The sequence below is a fragment of the Paenibacillus taiwanensis DSM 18679 genome (assembly GCF_000425125.1).
GTDB lineage: Bacteria > Bacillota > Bacilli > Paenibacillales > Paenibacillaceae > Paenibacillus_B > Paenibacillus_B taiwanensis.
Window position 1 is genome coordinate 558,142 of sequence record NZ_KE384307.1, and the last position, 16,474, is coordinate 574,615.

Genomic DNA, 16,474 nt, shown 5'->3' on the forward strand with positions numbered 1-16,474 from the left:
ATACATAATTCCCTACAGATGTGTCCATAATACATACAGGTAAGCTTGTAGTTGACACAGGATCGCGCCAATATGGTTTATGACATTTTTACAGAAGGAGATGCCTTGATGCAGCATTACGGTTCACAAATGAAGCCCTTGACGGGCAAAGAGTTAGAGTACATTGTCGATTGCATATCCAATGAAGATTTACTCGTTAAGCAAAGCGCAGCGACAGCTGCAAGCACGTCCAATCCTGCAGTTGCCCAAGCGCTCACACACATGATTCACGTTCATGAGCAGCATATGGGAATTTTATTAAATACGATTCAGCAGCATGTGCAGTTGGCACCAACACAACCTACGTCGTCTCAATCCTAGTTTGAATTGCAGAAAGGAGACTTAACGAATGTATTCGAATCCATCTTCGTCGTTTATGCCAGAAGAAGATTTATTGTATACGATTTTGGCTGATTTGAAACGGACGGTAGGCGAATATACTACCGCCACGACAGAATCAAGTTGTCCTGCTGTTCGTCAGATGTTTACGGATCTGACAAACAGTACATTAAAGATGCAAGGGGAACTGTATACTTTGATGAGTCAGTTAAACATGTACAGCACTGCATCCCCAGCACTGCGTCAGGAAGTTCAGAAGCAATTACAGCAAAGTCAGCAGTCCCAACAGAAGCTACAGCATTTTGTTCAGCAGAAGCTTGGTCAATCCGCGCATCATGCCGTGCCGCAGCATCTTGTCCAAGGGCAAGCAGCTCAACATCAGCCGCCATCTGTTTATATGTAAGTTACCTCAATAAGCAGGTAACATAAGGAATACGAGGAGAACTCGCCATTTGGCGAGTTCTTTTTTTCTTTATTGTTTCGTTCCTTCTTGGCATATAGTTGCATTGGGTGTATCATATTTGAATATCATGACAATCGATCGGTTCATTAGAAGCGCGATCGCGGGAGGATATGGGGTATGAAGGAACTAAGTGAACTGAGCTTGAATATTTTGAAACTTCTTAAAGAAGATGCACGTCGTTCGCCTGATCTTCTCGCTACTATGCTTGGAGTAGAAGAAAGCGCTGTACAGACAGCCATTAACGAAATGGAAGCAGATCATGTTATCGTGAAGTATGCGACCGTTGTGAATTGGAGCAAAGTAGACGAGGAAAAAGTAACAGCACTAATTGAAGTTCAAATTACGCCTGAGCGCGAGCGCGGATTTGAAGGGATCGCAGAGCGTATTTATTTGTTCCCGCAAGTTAAGTCTGTTTATTTAATGTCAGGCGCATATGACTTGTTGGTTGAAGTTGAAGGGAAGAACTTACGCGAGGTAGCTAACTTTGTATCGGATAAGCTCTCGCCGATTCAATCTGTACTATCAACGAAGACCCACTTTATTTTGAAGAAATATAAGCAAGACGGTATCATCTTCGAGGAACGTGAGGACGATCAACGGCTTGTAATCTCCCCATGAGGTGATGTGACATGATCAACGATACGATAACTTCCAAGTCATCACGTAATATGGGTGATTATTTGAATCCGCTGGTTCGTTCCATTAAGCCGTCGGGTATCCGTAAGTTTTTTGATCTGGTGAGCGGCAGTAAAGATATTATTACGCTTGGGGTTGGCGAGCCTGATTTTTGTACCCCGTGGCACGTGCGTGAAGCCTGCGTATATTCATTGGAGCGGGGCAAGACGAAGTATACTTCCAATGCCGGCATGCCAGAGCTTCGGGAAGCGATTGGGCAATACTTGGACGACTCTTTCCAGGTCACTTATGACCCGGATAAGGAGATTCTTGTAACTGTTGGTGGTTCCGAGGCGATCGACCTTGCGCTGCGTGCGCTTGTCTGTCCTGGTGACGAGATTTTGGTTCCAGAGCCTTGTTACATTTCCTACTCACCTATCATCTCAATCGGCGGCGGTGTACCCGTAGGTATTGAGACTTTTGCCAAGGATGAATTTAAACTGACACCTGAGGCGTTGCAAGCGGCAATAACACCTAAGTCCAAACTTCTTGTTCTCTGTTATCCGAGCAATCCGACAGGTGGCATCATGACCTATGAAGACTGGCTGCCAATTGCGAAGATTGTGGAAGACAACGATCTTATCGTCATCTCCGATGAAATATACGCCGAATTAACGTATGATCAGAAGCATGTTAGCTTTGCTTCGCTGCCAGGGATGAAGGACAGGACTGTGCTTGTTAGTGGTTTTTCCAAAGCATTTGCGATGACAGGCTGGCGGATGGGATACGCTTGTGCGCACCCTGACTTGATCGCTGCAATGCTCAAGATTCATCAATATACAGTAATGTGTGCGCCGATTATGGGGCAAGTAGCTGCACTTGAAGCGCTGAAAAATGGAAAAGAAGAGAAAGAGCATATGGTTGAATCCTATAATATGCGACGCAGACTGGTAGTTAAAGGATTCAGGGAGATAGGACTAGAATGCCATGAACCTCAAGGCGCATTTTATGCATTCCCATCTATTCAATCGACAGGTTTAACCTCGGAGCAGTTTGCTGAGCGTCTTCTTTATGAGGCTAAAGTAGCGGCTGTGCCTGGAGATGTATTCGGCCAGGGCGGGGAAGGCTTTATTCGCTGCTCTTATGCGACATCTGTCGCGCAGTTGACAGAAGCAATCGAGCGAATGGGAAAACTTGTGACAAAAATCAAACAGGAAATGTGAAATCACTCAAATTTAGCAATAAAAAGCGCTAGTTTTCCTCAAAATGTTCTGGTATAATATAACATGTCTCGTTGTGCTTGTCCCATGAAATGGAATGTTTGGGCGGCAGTAGGTGGTTGATTATCCAGCAGCGGAAGGGGGAAGTGGCTTGTTTTGTTCGGACTTTACATTGACAACTTATAAGCGTCATTTGTTCAGGGAAGACATTAATCATCCAAAATGGTCGGGCAAAACAAGAGACGTTTCATCCAAGCTGCTTGCTTTAGAGCTAGAAATCCGTATGCTCCGCAAGCAAATGGAACAAATGTTTCAAGAGGAGCAGTCCTTTACCGCAGACAACGTGATAGAAATCAGCAGTATGCTGGATGTGAAGATTAACGAATATATGAAGTCACACGTCAAGAGTGACGACTCACAGAGAAGGCCCTAAGGGTCTTCTTTTTTTGCTGTGTCGCTTTATGGTATCATGAGAGAGACAACAGAGTATGATTACGGATACGAGTGAAGGGAGTAGCACCATGAACAAAAGAAAATGGGGATGGATGTCAATCGGGCTTGTTTTGCTGCTGTTTGTAAGCGGATGCGGTGGGAAAAGCGATGGGTTTCGAATCTTTATGATGAACGAATCAACAGTTCCTTCTGCGATTACTCAGGCGATTGAAGACGATTTGAATAAGCAATTAGCGGGGAAGTTCACCTTAACCGTAACAACACCAGCCATGTATAATTTACAGATGCTGCTGCTACAATATGCAGCGGAGACAAATTCCATTGCGATCATTCCTATAAAAGATTTAAAAAATGTGACAAAGAATGGCGGTCATATTCCGTTGGACAGCTATTTTGATCCAGCTAAGTTCCCTGAAGGTGTGATGGATGGTCAAATAGAAGTTCCTGGTACAGAGAAAGGTAAAAGCGAATATGTTACGGAGCAGCATTTGTTTGCTATTCCAATTACGAAGATGCCGTTAATGAAGAAGTATGGTGTAATCGAATCTTACTTATATGCAGCCATTCCTGTCAACACCCCGAACGTAGAGCAGTCGGTGCAAGTGATGAAGATGCTTCTCGAAGAAAAATAACAATAACTTATATTTATAAAGATAACTTATATCTATAGAGGCTGGACAGGAGGAATGAACGGTGATTATCGGCGTAACAGGCCATGTCGGCAGCGGCAAGACGTCCTTTATGCTCCGTTACGCGTCGTCATTTGGTCGTGAAGGCCTCTTTGTTGTGGCTGGTCTGAATGTGGTTCCTGCTATGGAGGGGGCCACATCCTTTAGGTGGCAAGTCATTGATGTGTTGGGAGCAAAAGGTAAGCTGCTCCCGGCTGTACTGGATCGGATCAACTGTGAGGCTAACATATTTAGGGCAGATCGGCGTGTACTTGTTGTGGATAGCATAACAGGCTATTTTGCAGCCTGCCATCAACAATTGTTGGCCCATGACCTGGTCACAGAGGAAGTATACAAACAGGGGCTTGAAGAGTATCGTTTGCAGTTGGAGCGTGCGATTTTTTCATATCAAGGTAACCTATTTATTATAAGTGCGGAGCCTGCTGAATTGACACCATTTATGAGTGCTAACGAACGTGTCTATCATGAACAACTGGGGGCATTTAATCGGGCAGTCGGATTAAAGTGCCATCAGTGGTTTAAGATGACGGCGGGGATGGCAGTTGATGTCACAGCAGTCCAGTTTCGTGGACTTTAAATAGGAATGTCGTTAATAGGAGGCGTGTTTGCAGATGAACCTATATACAAGAACAGGCGATGAAGGCATGACATCGTTAAAAGGCGGACGGGTGCCGAAAGATCATTTACGTGTAGAGGCTTACGGGCAGTTGGACGAATTAAATGCATTTGTTGGCTCGGCCATTGCTTGCTGTGCAGATGGCAGCTATGGCTTGCTGCGTGAGCAGCTTTTGGAAATTCAGCATGAACTGTTTGATTGCGGTTCCGATTTGGCATTTGCGGAGAATAAGCAGGGCAAGGCTGAGTATAAAGTGACAGCGGATATGGTTCAGCGCTTGGAACGATGGATCGATGAGCATGAGCGAGTCAATCCCGCTTTGCAACGATTTATATTGCCTGGTGGCAGCCCGACTGCTGCTGCCTTGCATGTGTGTCGTACAGTGTGCCGGCGCGCAGAGCGGCATATCGTGAAGCTGGCACATGAGGAGTCTATCCATGATCAAGCTCTGCATTATGTGAATCGATTGTCCGATTATTTCTTTGCGGCGGCAAGGAGAGCGAATGTAATTGCCGTGGTCAGCGATGTTGAATACACACGTAGCGCGAACGTATTTGGTCGTAAAGTGAAGGAACAGCATGACTAAACCTATACAATCTCCGCTCCAAACGGAGTCTGAGATTAATAACCATATAAGCGCGGAGCAGCCGATATGGGAAGCGGCGGAGCTTATTTATACGGTCCAGGAAGAGGAAGCCGGCATCCTGCTTCGCACGGTATTGCTGTCACGACTGCATATGTCAAGACGGCTTATTACCCGCTTAAAGAAACTGGAGCATGCTATTACGGTTAATGGCACGCGGACATACAGTCACAAGCCGCTAGAGGCTGGCGACATCGTACGTATTCGTATTGCAGAGCCACAACTCGATACGATTGAGCCAGAGCCGATTGCGATTGATGTACTGTTTGAAGACGATGATATTTTAGTTGTGCATAAGCCAGCAGGTATCGTCGTACATCCGACGAAGGGATATTCATCGGGTACGCTCGCTAATGGGGTTGTCCATTATTGGAGAAGTCGGGGAGAGCATACCCGTTTTCGGCCAGTTCATCGCCTTGATCAGGAGACTTCTGGTGTGCTTGTCATCGCCAAGCATGCATTTGCTCATCAACAGCTGTCCGAGCAGATGAAAAGAAATCAAATGGTTAAACGATACATCGCCTTTACGGAAGGGGTCCCTCAACTGGCGCGGGGGACGGTGAATGCACCAATCGATCGAGACCCGGATGAGCCGCATATGAGAATAGTGACGCCGGCAGGGTATGATTCGATTACCCACTATGATGTCGTTAACACCTATGGTACGATAGCCGCCAAGGTTGAATGCGAGCTAGAAACAGGTCGAACACATCAAATACGGGTACATATGCAGCATTTAGGTTGCCCGCTGATCGGTGATAAATTTTATAATCAAGACTCGATATTGTCGATTCCGATGACAAGGCATGCGCTGCACGCGGCTTATTTATCTTTTGATCATCCGATGTCAGGAGAAAAAGTTGTCTTTACTGCACCGCTGCCTGCTGAATTGGAACAGTTGGAGATGACATTAAGCAAACGAAAGGAGACGAGTACACAATGAAAGTAACAGTGTATCAATATACAAAGTGCAGTACATGTCGTAATGCTGTGAAATGGCTGCAAGCACATGACGTGGAAGTAGAACTTATTCCGATTTTTGAGGAGCCGCCAACGGCAGAGCAGCTCCGTAAGCTAATTGCAGACAGTGGATTAGAGCTAAAAAAGTGGTTTAATACTTCCGGCGAGGTGTACAAAGCGTTGTCTCTCAAGGACAAGCTGCCATCTATGTCAGAGCAAGAGCAAATTGAGCTGCTCGCCTCTAATGGACGTTTGATCAAGCGTCCTGTCGTTACTGATGGAGTACGTGTGACGGTAGGATTCCGTGAAGATATGTATGAGCAGGTGTGGGGAGCTACTTCCTAACTAACCTGATCTTACCTAATTGACGCTAGAAACCATGTTCATTTACAATCGTCCTTTCATCTGCATACTAATTTTTGAAGATAAGTTGCGTTGTTATATGAAAAGAAATGATAAGAACAACCGGTTCATAGGTTAATGAATTCGTTTGCACTTGTACAATAAAATATGCGGTATAGCAACAACAGCTCAGTCTCAGACTGAGCTGTTGTTGCTATACCTATCAATTTGCATGAAAGAGTGCGTGTTGATGATCAGTTACGGGGCAGAACAGGAAGACAAGGAGAACCAGAGCGTTCAACAGGAGAAATTTTCCAGCCGCTCATTTTATTTTGCTGCGTCCATAACTTAGCGTAAAGTCCAGCTTGCTGTAACAACTCCTCGTGGCGCCCTCCTTGTTCTACAACTTTGCCTCGATCAAGGACAATGATGGAGTCAGCACGCACTACTGTTTTTAGTCGATGCGCGATCATAATGACTGTACGTCCTTTAACGAGCCGTGCAATTGCTTTTTGCATCTCGACCTCGTTTTCTGGATCAAGCGAAGAAGTGGCCTCATCAAGCAACAGGTAGGCGCTCACATAGCAAGTGTGTAGCATCGTAATGGCAGAATTCGTTATCGGCTGTTGCTAGGCAGCTATGCTATACTAAATACAGAAGCTTCGCGAAAGGAGCATTATAATTGATGATGCATGATCAAGAATTAAACACAGCTGTAAGTCAGAGGCCAAGCGTGCTGTTAGTTGACGGGATGGCTGTGCTGTTTCGTGCTTACTATGCGACTGCCTACGGTGGTTCGATCCGTAGAATGAGCGACGGTACGCCCACTAATGCAATCTTTGGTTTTATTCGTTATTTCTGGGATGCGGTAGAACGATTTAAGCCCTCTCATATTATATGCTGTTGGGATTTAAGCAGCAAAACGTTTCGTTCGCAGCAATTTTCCGAGTATAAAGCGAATCGAGCGGAGTGTCCAGAGGATCTAGTGCCTCAATTCCAATTGATCCGTGATGTCATGGATTCCTTTGGCATACCGAATGTTTCATGCGAAGGTTATGAGGCCGATGATTGTATCGGGACATTGGCACGTATTTATCGCGATCAGAATGAGGTTATGATCTTGACAGGGGATCATGATATGCTCCAGCTAGTCCATGAGCATACAAAGGTCATCATCATGAAGAAGGGCCACGGCAATTATGCTGTGTACAGCCCTGATTACTTGATGGAAGAGCGACAATTAACGCCTGAACAGGTGATAGATGTTAAGGGATTAATGGGGGATACTTCTGATAATTATCCAGGTGTGCGCGGCATAGGCGAGAAAACAGCGTACAAGCTTGTGCAGCAATACGGAACGATTGAAGGTATATTGGACAATCTGCATGAGTTGACCAAAGGGGTTCGTACGAAGATTGAAGCGGATATGGACATGCTCCATCTATCCCGACAGTTGGCTCGTATTGAATGTGAGGTTCCGTTGGAATGTGAGCTGGACGCGTGTGTGTTTGCTCCTGATGCGGAAGAAGTGAGATCCATATTTGAACGGCTGGAAATGAAAAGTATGATTGCTTTTACCGGTGTATCTTCCACATAATAGCGTTGGAATGTGTAATGCCGGGTATTTAGCACATGCCCGGTATTATACAGAACCTGACACTGCAACAGGATGGTGCAGCGTTAGGTTCCTACAACGCAGTATAAGAGCGGTATAATGTAATGTAACATCAAGAACGGATACATAGGGAAGGAAGAGAGTGCATTGCGTCAGAAGCATACGACACCCATTAGAAGTGGGCTGCAATCAGACAGACAAAGAAGTACATTTATGTTAAAAATAGCGACGCTGGTTACTGCCTTAAGTGTAATGATTACAGTTGCTGTACCTAGTCAAGTCCAGACAGCACATGCAGTTGGGGCAGTACAAGCAGTTTCTATTTCCGCAGCGGCTCCACTCGCTGCTCCAAAGGCTCAACTGAAATCTGTTCAGGTAGGCAAGCAGTCTTTTAAAGTATCTACCGTTACCATTCCTAAAGGTTATCGTGTTTCCGCCACATTCGGCAAGCAGCAGTATGGAACTTCCGCTAGTCTCGGCGGAATTGTGAAAGCCAATCAAGCCGTTGCTGCTATAAATGGTACGTTTTTTGAAGCTTATACGGGTGTACCTGAACCGTGGGGAACGTTAATCATTAACGGAAAGATTGAACATATGGGGAATACCGGAACGATAATCGGTTTTGATCGACAGGGCCAAGTGTTGATGGACACCCTTCGCATCCAGATAACAGGTACAGTGGAGAGTAAAGCTACTGGGAAGAAGAACAACTGGTATACCTATTTTGTGAATCGAACACCGGCTAAAAACGGTTCCTCAGCTGTTCTTTATACCCCGATGCGGGGCAAAAACATCGGATTTACATATGGTAAAGCAGTAGTGGTGGAGCAGGGCGTCGTCAAAAAGATCGCTGCGGGTCAAAATGTTGCAATCCCGACAAACGGATTTGTGCTTGTCTATACAGGCAAGGAAATGCGTATGGCGGACCGATTTGCGGTAGGTGATCTTGTTGACGTACAGACCAAATATACAAATGCGGCAGGTAAAGAGTTGGATTGGTCCGAAGTTCAGACCGCAATTGGAGCTGGGCCTAGACTGGTTAAAGAGGGTCAAATTGCCTTAAATCCTGCGCAAGAAGGCTTTAAGCAGGACAAAATATTAAGTCTATCCGCTACACGCAGCGGTATTGGTGTTATGTCAGATGGATCAGTAATGCTGGCTACAATCCCTTCGGCGACGATGAGCCAGTGGGCCGCAATCTGGAAGCAGCTTGGCGCGAAGCAGGCGATGAATCTGGACGGCGGAGCATCATCGGGTCTATATGCGAATGGTAAAATGATAACAGAGCCAGGGCGCGCGCTCAGTAATGCTTTGCTGTTCCGCAAGCCGTAGCCATAGTTAAACTATTATGTAAGTTGGATAAGGTTAGTTGGAAGTCCATTTATTTTATAGTGGTGTGGATGGTGCAAATCAAATAAAACAAGTACAACAATAGAAGCAGACAATTGTGGCTGCTTCTATTGTTGCTTCAATAATAGTTGATGGCCGCTAATCCGTAAAATGCGCTTCCCCTACGACCAAGTATAAAAACTGACGAAGTTCCTCGGCTTCTTCACTGCCTAATTTGAAATGTGTCTCCAAGTAACCTTCGTCCTGTAAGTCATCCTGACCGATAATGCCTGTAATTCCGCTTTGCAGATCGGTTACCAGCTTCTTCCCATAGAAGCGGCTTGTCGTAGTTACGGCAAGGTCAAAGCGATGCAAGCTTTCTCCTATAAATGTCACAAAGCGTGATGTAGTTTCTTCCGTGTAATCAGACAGAAAGTCTAATTCGTCATTCATCCCTATTCGCCCCCTCCATAGATACGGTCTTATTATAGCCTATTACGTTAAATATTGGATATAAATAATGAATCCTAATATTGACAGGACGAATCGTCATGCTATAATAAGCTTAAATTCATAACTAGGATGAGGAAGCACCTCTTCGACGACGATATACGTTGGAGGCGTGCTTCCTTTTTGCTGTCTGCATATCGCCGGATTGTTGTGAAGGACTATTATTTTATAGTAGGAGGTAAGGCGATATGGTAGTCGTATGGATGACCCGACTGGAGAAGGTGACAGCAGCCGGTGTGACTATTACCGGGCTGGTAAGTGCTGGTGAAGAAGAAGGGAAATGGATTGTATTGTGGGAAACAGGGGTGTCCGATCCAGTGGACGACATGGCGGATAACCATATACAGCAGGAATCTGTCACTTGGTATGAAGGCGGGGTGTGGCTTGAGATGCGGGCGGCCCTGCGAGCGGGCATGGCGCGCTTGCTCAGCATTGGGTTCCAGCCTGCCCTTGGTTTTATGCCGGATACGAATATTCATGAGCGCCGTATGAAAGAGCAGAACGAGTGGATTAACTGCTATGGAGATTTGAATGTGAATGAGATGTTGTATGAGCGTTTAACGGCGTGGCGCAGAGAGCAGGCAATGACTTTGAAGAGAGCGCCGTTTTGGATTGCCACGAATCGAATGCTTAGACTGGTAAGTGCATTTGTACCGTATACGGCCGAAGAGCTGCGGCAGTTACCTGGATTTGGTGAGGCGAAGGTAAGGGCGTATGCAGATTCGATCACGGCTATTACTAAGACAGTCGGCCGTGCAACAGAGTATCCTTTGAACTGGGTGCGTGAGACGGTTTCAGAGCCTTTATTTCTCAAGTGGGTATATGAGCAGGAGCAAAGCAAGCTGAATAATGAATTTAGAAGGCTTGTGGAACGTCGATTGTTGCTTGAAGGAATTCAGAATCAGATGTCAGCAGAACGGTTGACAGCGCATCTGAAAGTCGATCGAAGGGAGCTGTTGGTGCGGATTGAAGCGCTGGTCGCTGACGGCTACGACGTCCATAACTTTATTGAGATAGAACTAGCCAGCCTATCAAGTGATGAGCGTCAAGCCATTCAAGCTGCGCTTGCTGAATTGGGCGTGGATTATTTAAAGCCGGTATTTGTCCGTGTGTATGGGGAGGAAGCGTTGCAGGTGGGAGCTAGTGAATTGCAGCGCAAATATGAATATATTCGGCTCGTAAGAATGAGCTTGAACAGCCAAGCAATGGGGAATCGGGTTGACGTCCATGAATTAAGTGCTAACCAAGCTCCAGACATGACGACAGAAGGCAAGTCAAGCAATAGGAAGGGAAGACAGACAGCTTAGTTTCATGGCTGGATTGATACACACATAGCCCGCTAACCAACATGGATTAGCGGGCGGATCATACAGGGAATGAACCTGCGTATATGATCTTGTTTAATCGTTAACGTTATAGCCAATCTTTTTTACGGAACCAATACAACATAAATAGGGCGAGTGCCAGCATAAAGCCGCTGACATATAACGAGCCATACTCATTATGCATAAATGGCACATAATCAAAGTTCATGCCGTAGAAGCCAGTAATAAAGGTCAGGGGCATAAAGATCGTTGTGACGGCTGTAAAGACACGCATAATTTCATTGGCCCGGTTCGCAATGCTCGATTGGTACGATTCTCGTAAGTTTGCCATTAAGTCGCGGAACGTTTCAAATGTTTCTGCCACTTTTACAGCATTTTCATAAATGTCTCGGAAATACTTTTGCAGATTATCATCGATCAGCCGCAAGTCTTTGCGATATAGAACAAGAAGGACTTCCTTTTGCGGACCTAGTCCCTTCTTGAGCCACAAGATTTCACTTCGCAAATTAATGATTTCGTTTAAGTGTGATTTCTTCGCATTGACGAGTACGACTTCCTCAAGGTTGTCAATCTTGGCTTCAATTCGATCCGCTACTGTAAAGTAGTTGTCCACAACTGTATCAGCGAGTATATAGAGCATACGGTCCGGTGTGCTTACTTCCTGTTCCCACAGCAAGGGCTTTACGGTTCGTAATTCATTAATTTTCTGCTTCGTAACAGTAATTAAATAATGCTTCCCTAGAAAAATGTTTAACGCACGCAGAAATATTTCTTCATCATCAAAACGAATACTGTTAATCACAATAAAGTAATGACCTTCGTATATTTCCATCTTCGGCCGCTGTTCGTCTTCGCTTAGGCAGTCCTCAACTGCCAGATCATGAATGTGAAACATCGGCTGTAATACAAGAAGATCATCAACGTCCGCATCGATCCAGTAGAATCCTGCATCAGGCGGGGTCAATGTGACACTAATGTCTTCGATCGGTGTAAACACACCGTCGTTGACGAGACGTATTTTCATCACCATCACTCCTTCATGCCACCGCTTATTGGTAGCTTGCGTCGTCGTTATCATGACGATTCATAACTAGCAACGTGAGGATGCGGGGATGGTGAAGTTGTTCACAGTGTCTGGAGTGAATGAAAGCAGCGTCAGGCGTGTAAAGACACCATCATAGTGTCCCCAAGCGCGAACAACTAACGACAGCCACAAGCACAAGCTTACGTGATCGTCGAATCGTCATATTCGGTTGTCCGTTCTTACCGTGGCACGGCCTCGGGTCGCCATCCATCCGAAATTCACCTCTACACAATAGAATGTTAACAAGTGCCTGCATCCGTCAGGGCTGAAGCACTTGTCTAGTATAACGCGGCATTAATAGCCTTTCAAGGGATAAACAGATGAAACTTATGCCTTCAATATATGGTGTTCTGCCATTACTTGTGATTTGACTCTTGACGAAATGCTTGCCAATGCCTTAAATTATTACCAAGTCCAATTGATGACCAATTTCATAAGTGAATGGCAATCTTATCAAGAGCAGGTGGAGGGACAAGCCCGATGATACCCGGCAACCGGCGCAAGCAGTATGTTTTGCGCAGCGGTGCTAATTCTTGCAGATGCATGGTGTACGAATGATTTGCGCCTTGCAGCTGATAGATGAGAGAGGCGCATGAATATATGCAGGCATGACCTTTCTCGTAACGTACAGAGAAAGGTTTTTTTGTATACAATTTTAACTAAAAGTCGAATTTGCTTACGTTATTGCTCATCTTTTAGGACACATTTCGAAGGGGGAGAGCGTCATGCCGATTAAAATACCGGACCATTTGCCGGCGAAAGAAATATTGACTCAGGAGAACATATTCGTCATGGATGAATCACGCGCTTATACGCAAGATATTCGTCCGCTGCGAATTGTTATACTTAACTTAATGCCGACAAAAGAGACCACTGAAACACAGTTGTTACGTCTAATCGGGAACACGCCGCTGCAAGTGGATGTGACGTTGCTTCATCCTGCGACCCACATATCCAAAAATACTTCGGCGGAGCATCTTTCGTCCTTCTATAAGACATTTGAAGATGTGGAAGATGAACAATTTGACGGCATGATTATTACAGGTGCTCCTGTCGAGCAAATGGAGTACGAAGAGGTTACGTATTGGAAGGAACTCTGTGACATTATGGAGTGGTCTAAAGATCATGTGACTTCAACTATGCATATATGTTGGGCTTCACAAGCAGGGCTGTATTATCATTATGGTGTACCCAAACATGCGCTTGCTAACAAATGTTTTGGGGTGTTCCACCATTCACTAAGCAAGGAAAACGTTAAGCTCACTCGTGGCTTTGATGAGTTATTTTTAGTGCCGCAATCTCGTCATACGGAAGTCCGTAGGGAGGACATTGAGCAGAAGGAAGGCTTGGATATTTTATCTGAGTCTGATGAAGCGGGTGTCTATTTAGTAGCGAGCGAAGACGGTCGTCATATTTTCGTAACCGGACACGCCGAATACGATACGTGTACATTAAAATGGGAGTACGATCGTGACGTGGCTAAAGGCATGGAAATGGAGCTGCCCTGTAACTACTATCCGAACAACGATCCGACCAAAACGCCGCGTTCCACCTGGAGAGGGCACGCCAACTTGCTATTTTCCAACTGGCTTAACTACTATGTATACCAAGAAACGCCGTTTGAACTACGTTCTGTAACTGCACGTAAAGAAGGGGCAGGTGTATAGCATGATTAACCGAGATGAGCAGTCTTATCGGATGGAAAGTCAATTAGCGCAAATTGGTTCTATTCAGGAGCCGATTACTGGCGCCGTAACTTTTCCTATTTACCAAGCTACGGCTTATCGGCATCCACGCTTAGGACAGAGTACAGGCTTTGATTACATTCGAACCAAAAACCCGACACGGGCGGTATTGGAGGATGCGGCAGCCTTGTTAGAGCGTGGAGATGCAGGCTTTGCCTGTAGTTCGGGCATGGCGGCGCTTCAAACCGTCTTTGCCCTATTCGGACAAGGTGATCATTTGATCGTCTCTTTGGACCTATACGGCGGCACGTACCGGATGCTAGAAAGACTGCTTTCTCGCTTTGGGGTGACGGCTTCTTATGTGGATACGAACGATCTGGAGGCGATAGAATCTGTTCGTCAACCGTCCACGAAAGCGATTTTTATCGAAACTCCTACAAATCCGCTAATGATGATTACCGATATTGAAGCAGTTGCCAAATGGGCGCGATCCCATAACATGCTGACAATCGTGGACAATACTTTACTTACACCGTTTTTCCAGCGTCCCATTGAGTTGGGAGCCGATATCATCGTACACAGTGCCACCAAATATTTGGGCGGTCACAACGATGTGCTTGCCGGACTTATCGTAACCAAGGGCAAAGAGTTGTCCGAGGAAATGGCGTTTCTTCACAACTCTATTGGTGCTGTGCTTAGTCCGAGTGACTCCTATCAGCTTATGCGCGGAATGAAGACATTGGCGCTGCGTATGGAGCGGCACGAATACAATGCCACACGAGTTGCAGAGTGGCTAAATACACACGAATCAATAGACACGGTGTATTATCCAGCACTTGAGAATCACCCTGGCTTTGCAATCCAACGCAAGCAATCATCAGGCAACACTGGCATACTATCCTTCCGCTTGCATGATGCTCGTTATGTGGAACCGATCTTGCGTCATATTAAGTTAATCGCCTTTGCAGAAAGCTTGGGCGGCGTAGAATCGCTGATGACGTATCCTGCTGTCCAGACACATGCCGACATCCCGCAAGAAATACGGGAAGCTGTAGGTGTAGATGATCGTCTGCTGCGTTTCTCTGTTGGAATCGAACATGTAGATGATATTATTGCGGATCTGGAACAAGCGTTAGCTGCGGCCAAAGAAGAGCTGGCGTCAGCAACTGTTTTGGAAGCAGAAGGGGTGTAGAGTATGAGTCAGGGGCATCATAACGACCAATTTGCAACTCGTCTTATTCATTTTGGCAGTGAAGTGTGCAAGCATACAGGGGCTTCGAGCGTGCCGATTATTCAAGCTTCGACGTTTCACCATGAAGATATTTATAATCCGCCGCGTCATGATTACTCCCGTTCAGGTAATCCGACCCGTGAAGCTTTAGAGGAGTATATTACGGTGCTGGAAGGTGGCACGCGAGGCTTTGCCTTTGCATCGGGCATGGCCGCTATATCAACGGCATTCCTTTTATTTTCGGCAGGTGATCATGTCATCGTGACGGAGGATGTATACGGTGGTACATACCGACTGCTGACTACTGTGTTGAATCGCTTAAACATTGAATCCACTTTTGTGGATATGACAGATATAGCGCAGGTTCAAGCAGCTATTCGTCCGAACACAAAAGCTGTATACATGGAGACACCATCCAACCCGACCCTTAAAATTACTGACATTAAGGCTGTAACGGCGTGGGCCAAGTCCAAAGGACTCCTTACGTTGGTAGACAATACGTTTATGACCCCATACCATCAGCGTCCGATCGAATTAGGGGTCGATATTGTCATCCATAGTGCCACCAAATTTCTTGGCGGACACAGCGACGTGCTTGCAGGTCTTATTGTGACGCACGATCCAGAGCTGGGACATCAAGTGAAAGTGCTGCAAAATGGACTCGGTACTGTGCTTGGGGTGCAGGATAGCTGGCTGCTAATTCGCGGCATGAAAACATTGGAAGCCCGTATGAAGCAGTGTGAGGAAAGTGCGCGTCGGTTGGCTGTATGGCTGAGTGAGCGAAAAGATATCGTGAATGTATACTATCCAGGTTTGCCTAACCATCCAGGACGCGACCTCCATGAACAGCAATCAAGTGGGTACGGAGCTGTCGTTTCGTTTGATGTGGGTTCGGGTGAACGTGCCAAACAAGTGTTAAACAAGGTGCGTTTGCCGCTTGTTGCTGTTAGTTTGGGGGCAGTAGAGAGCATTTTATCGTATCCGGCTATGATGTCTCATGCAGCTATGCCACCAGAAGTGCGTGCGGAAAGAGGAATTACGGATGGGCTGCTCCGTTTCTCCGTTGGTCTGGAACACATTGAAGATTTGTTGGCTGACTTGGAGCAAGCCTTAAATACAAATTGAGACGGTTTATAAATACCCTGCTTTGCCAGATAAACCGATATATTTTATAACTAAAATATATCGGTTTCGTCGAAGGTGAAGGGGGTATTTTTCTCGGGCAAACTATGTTACGATGATTATTAGCTTTCAGAATTAAGCTTATTATTCATAACTTATTGCACGTACGAATACAGTTTCAACATACGACGAGC

19 protein-coding genes, 1 pseudogene and 1 riboswitch are annotated in these 16,474 nt (G+C 45.8%); of the genes and pseudogenes, 17 read left to right on the top strand and 3 right to left on the bottom strand.

From position 1 onward, the window contains the following. Positions 1-108 precede the first annotated feature (108 nt). The 11 genes from H509_RS0116475 to H509_RS28790 all read left to right on the top strand — a co-directional run bounded on the left by H509_RS0116475 (position 109) and on the right by H509_RS28790 (position 6,736). Positions 109-360 (top strand): hypothetical protein, encoded by a 252-nt coding sequence (locus H509_RS0116475; protein WP_028546051.1) that lies wholly within the window; start codon positions 109-111, stop codon positions 358-360. Positions 361-388: 28 nt separating this feature from the next. Further along, the gene (locus H509_RS0116480; RefSeq protein WP_028546052.1) at positions 389-781 is read left to right on the top strand and encodes a spore coat protein; all 393 of its coding nucleotides are present in this window, start codon (positions 389-391) and stop codon (positions 779-781) included. Between the two features lie 177 nt (positions 782-958). Next, the gene (locus tag H509_RS0116485; RefSeq protein WP_028546053.1) at positions 959-1,459 is read left to right on the top strand and encodes an Lrp/AsnC family transcriptional regulator; all 501 of its coding nucleotides are present in this window, start codon (positions 959-961) and stop codon (positions 1,457-1,459) included. Positions 1,460-1,470: 11 nt separating this feature from the next. Continuing rightward, a complete protein-coding gene (locus tag H509_RS0116490; protein ID WP_028546054.1) occupies positions 1,471-2,679 on the top strand; it encodes an aminotransferase class I/II-fold pyridoxal phosphate-dependent enzyme in 1,209 nt (402 codons plus the stop codon). A 148-nt stretch (positions 2,680-2,827) separates the two neighbouring features. Next, positions 2,828-3,109 (top strand): aspartyl-phosphate phosphatase Spo0E family protein, encoded by a 282-nt coding sequence (locus H509_RS0116495; protein ID WP_028546055.1) that lies wholly within the window; start codon positions 2,828-2,830, stop codon positions 3,107-3,109. Between the two features lie 88 nt (positions 3,110-3,197). Next, positions 3,198-3,761, top strand: coding sequence for a hypothetical protein (locus H509_RS0116500; RefSeq protein WP_028546056.1), 564 nt, complete (start codon positions 3,198-3,200; stop codon positions 3,759-3,761). A 61-nt stretch (positions 3,762-3,822) separates the two neighbouring features. After that, positions 3,823-4,395 carry a DEAD/DEAH box helicase family protein gene (locus H509_RS0116505; protein ID WP_028546057.1) on the top strand — a complete coding sequence of 191 codons (573 nt, stop codon included), beginning with the start codon at positions 3,823-3,825 and terminating at the stop codon, positions 4,393-4,395. A 34-nt stretch (positions 4,396-4,429) separates the two neighbouring features. Beyond that, the gene (locus H509_RS0116510; protein WP_028546058.1) at positions 4,430-5,020 is read left to right on the top strand and encodes a cob(I)yrinic acid a,c-diamide adenosyltransferase; all 591 of its coding nucleotides are present in this window, start codon (positions 4,430-4,432) and stop codon (positions 5,018-5,020) included. Further along, positions 5,013-6,020 carry an RluA family pseudouridine synthase gene (locus H509_RS25650; RefSeq protein WP_084159240.1) on the top strand — a complete coding sequence of 336 codons (1,008 nt, stop codon included), beginning with the start codon at positions 5,013-5,015 and terminating at the stop codon, positions 6,018-6,020. Before H509_RS0116510 ends, H509_RS25650 begins: the two co-directional genes overlap by 8 nt. Further along, the gene (locus H509_RS0116520) at positions 6,017-6,382 is read left to right on the top strand and encodes an arsenate reductase family protein (protein WP_028546059.1); all 366 of its coding nucleotides are present in this window, start codon (positions 6,017-6,019) and stop codon (positions 6,380-6,382) included. The genes H509_RS25650 and H509_RS0116520 overlap by 4 nt, the downstream gene beginning before the upstream one ends. A 237-nt stretch (positions 6,383-6,619) precedes the next feature. After that, positions 6,620-6,736 (top strand): hypothetical protein, encoded by a 117-nt coding sequence (locus H509_RS28790; RefSeq protein WP_425414237.1) that lies wholly within the window; start codon positions 6,620-6,622, stop codon positions 6,734-6,736. Here H509_RS28790 and H509_RS0116525 read toward each other — a convergent pair. After that, positions 6,685-6,948 (bottom strand): annotated as a pseudogene (locus tag H509_RS0116525) (ABC transporter ATP-binding protein); the annotation flags it as partial. The gene H509_RS28790 and the pseudogene H509_RS0116525 sit on opposite strands and share 52 nt — an antisense overlap. A gap of 116 nt (positions 6,949-7,064) precedes the next feature. On the opposite strand from H509_RS0116525, the gene H509_RS0116530 reads away from it, so the two are divergent. Further along, complete coding sequence (locus H509_RS0116530) at positions 7,065-7,976, top strand: 5'-3' exonuclease (protein ID WP_051287274.1); 912 nt, start codon at positions 7,065-7,067, stop codon at positions 7,974-7,976. 165 nt (positions 7,977-8,141) lie between these two features. After that, positions 8,142-9,326, top strand: a complete 1,185-nt coding sequence (locus tag H509_RS25655; protein WP_051287276.1) for a phosphodiester glycosidase family protein — start codon at positions 8,142-8,144, stop codon at positions 9,324-9,326. Positions 9,327-9,482: 156 nt separating this feature from the next. Here the strand turns inward: H509_RS25655 and H509_RS0116540 are convergent, their stop codons facing one another. Then, a complete protein-coding gene (locus H509_RS0116540; RefSeq protein WP_028546062.1) occupies positions 9,483-9,776 on the bottom strand; it encodes a DUF3055 domain-containing protein in 294 nt (97 codons plus the stop codon). A 245-nt stretch (positions 9,777-10,021) separates the two neighbouring features. Between H509_RS0116540 and H509_RS25660 the strand changes: the two genes are divergently transcribed. Beyond that, complete coding sequence (locus tag H509_RS25660; RefSeq protein WP_084159241.1) at positions 10,022-11,140, top strand: HRDC domain-containing protein; 1,119 nt, start codon at positions 10,022-10,024, stop codon at positions 11,138-11,140. Between the two features lie 106 nt (positions 11,141-11,246). Here the strand turns inward: H509_RS25660 and corA are convergent, their stop codons facing one another. After that, entirely contained in the window at positions 11,247-12,182 is a 936-nt protein-coding gene (gene corA / locus H509_RS0116550) for a magnesium/cobalt transporter CorA (RefSeq protein WP_028546063.1), read from the bottom strand. A 507-nt stretch (positions 12,183-12,689) separates the two neighbouring features. After that, positions 12,690-12,828, top strand: a riboswitch (SAM riboswitch). 139 nt (positions 12,829-12,967) lie between these two features. Between corA and metA the strand changes: the two genes are divergently transcribed. Genes metA through H509_RS0116565 form a run of 3 tightly spaced genes read left to right on the top strand, consistent with a single transcriptional unit; the run spans position 12,968 to position 16,283 of the window. Next, on the top strand, positions 12,968-13,909 hold the full coding sequence (gene metA / locus H509_RS25665) for a homoserine O-acetyltransferase MetA (RefSeq protein ID WP_036697651.1): 942 nt from the start codon (positions 12,968-12,970) through the stop codon (positions 13,907-13,909). A 1-nt stretch (position 13,910) separates the two neighbouring features. Further along, positions 13,911-15,119 carry an aminotransferase class I/II-fold pyridoxal phosphate-dependent enzyme gene (locus H509_RS0116560; RefSeq protein ID WP_028546064.1) on the top strand — a complete coding sequence of 403 codons (1,209 nt, stop codon included), beginning with the start codon at positions 13,911-13,913 and terminating at the stop codon, positions 15,117-15,119. 3 nt (positions 15,120-15,122) lie between these two features. Then, positions 15,123-16,283 carry an aminotransferase class V-fold PLP-dependent enzyme gene (locus H509_RS0116565; protein ID WP_028546065.1) on the top strand — a complete coding sequence of 387 codons (1,161 nt, stop codon included), beginning with the start codon at positions 15,123-15,125 and terminating at the stop codon, positions 16,281-16,283. Positions 16,284-16,474 lie beyond the last annotated feature (191 nt).

Coding starts and splice junctions, on each gene's coding strand:
- H509_RS0116475 (WP_028546051.1), top strand. CDS start 109: ATGCAGCATTACGGTTCACAAATGAAGCCCTTGACGGGCAAAGAGTTA.
- H509_RS0116480 (WP_028546052.1), top strand. CDS start 389: ATGTATTCGAATCCATCTTCGTCGTTTATGCCAGAAGAAGATTTATTG.
- H509_RS0116485 (WP_028546053.1), top strand. CDS start 959: ATGAAGGAACTAAGTGAACTGAGCTTGAATATTTTGAAACTTCTTAAA.
- H509_RS0116490 (WP_028546054.1), top strand. CDS start 1,471: ATGATCAACGATACGATAACTTCCAAGTCATCACGTAATATGGGTGAT.
- H509_RS0116500 (WP_028546056.1), top strand. CDS start 3,198: ATGAACAAAAGAAAATGGGGATGGATGTCAATCGGGCTTGTTTTGCTG.
- H509_RS0116510 (WP_028546058.1), top strand. CDS start 4,430: ATGAACCTATATACAAGAACAGGCGATGAAGGCATGACATCGTTAAAA.
- H509_RS25650 (WP_084159240.1), top strand. CDS start 5,013: ATGACTAAACCTATACAATCTCCGCTCCAAACGGAGTCTGAGATTAAT.
- H509_RS0116520 (WP_028546059.1), top strand. CDS start 6,017: ATGAAAGTAACAGTGTATCAATATACAAAGTGCAGTACATGTCGTAAT.
- H509_RS0116530 (WP_051287274.1), top strand. CDS start 7,065: ATGATGCATGATCAAGAATTAAACACAGCTGTAAGTCAGAGGCCAAGC.
- H509_RS0116540 (WP_028546062.1), bottom strand. CDS start 9,776: ATGAATGACGAATTAGACTTTCTGTCTGATTACACGGAAGAAACTACA.
- H509_RS25660 (WP_084159241.1), top strand. CDS start 10,022: ATGGTAGTCGTATGGATGACCCGACTGGAGAAGGTGACAGCAGCCGGT.
- corA (WP_028546063.1), bottom strand. CDS start 12,182: ATGAAAATACGTCTCGTCAACGACGGTGTGTTTACACCGATCGAAGAC.
- metA (WP_036697651.1), top strand. CDS start 12,968: ATGCCGATTAAAATACCGGACCATTTGCCGGCGAAAGAAATATTGACT.
- H509_RS0116560 (WP_028546064.1), top strand. CDS start 13,911: ATGATTAACCGAGATGAGCAGTCTTATCGGATGGAAAGTCAATTAGCG.
- H509_RS0116565 (WP_028546065.1), top strand. CDS start 15,123: ATGAGTCAGGGGCATCATAACGACCAATTTGCAACTCGTCTTATTCAT.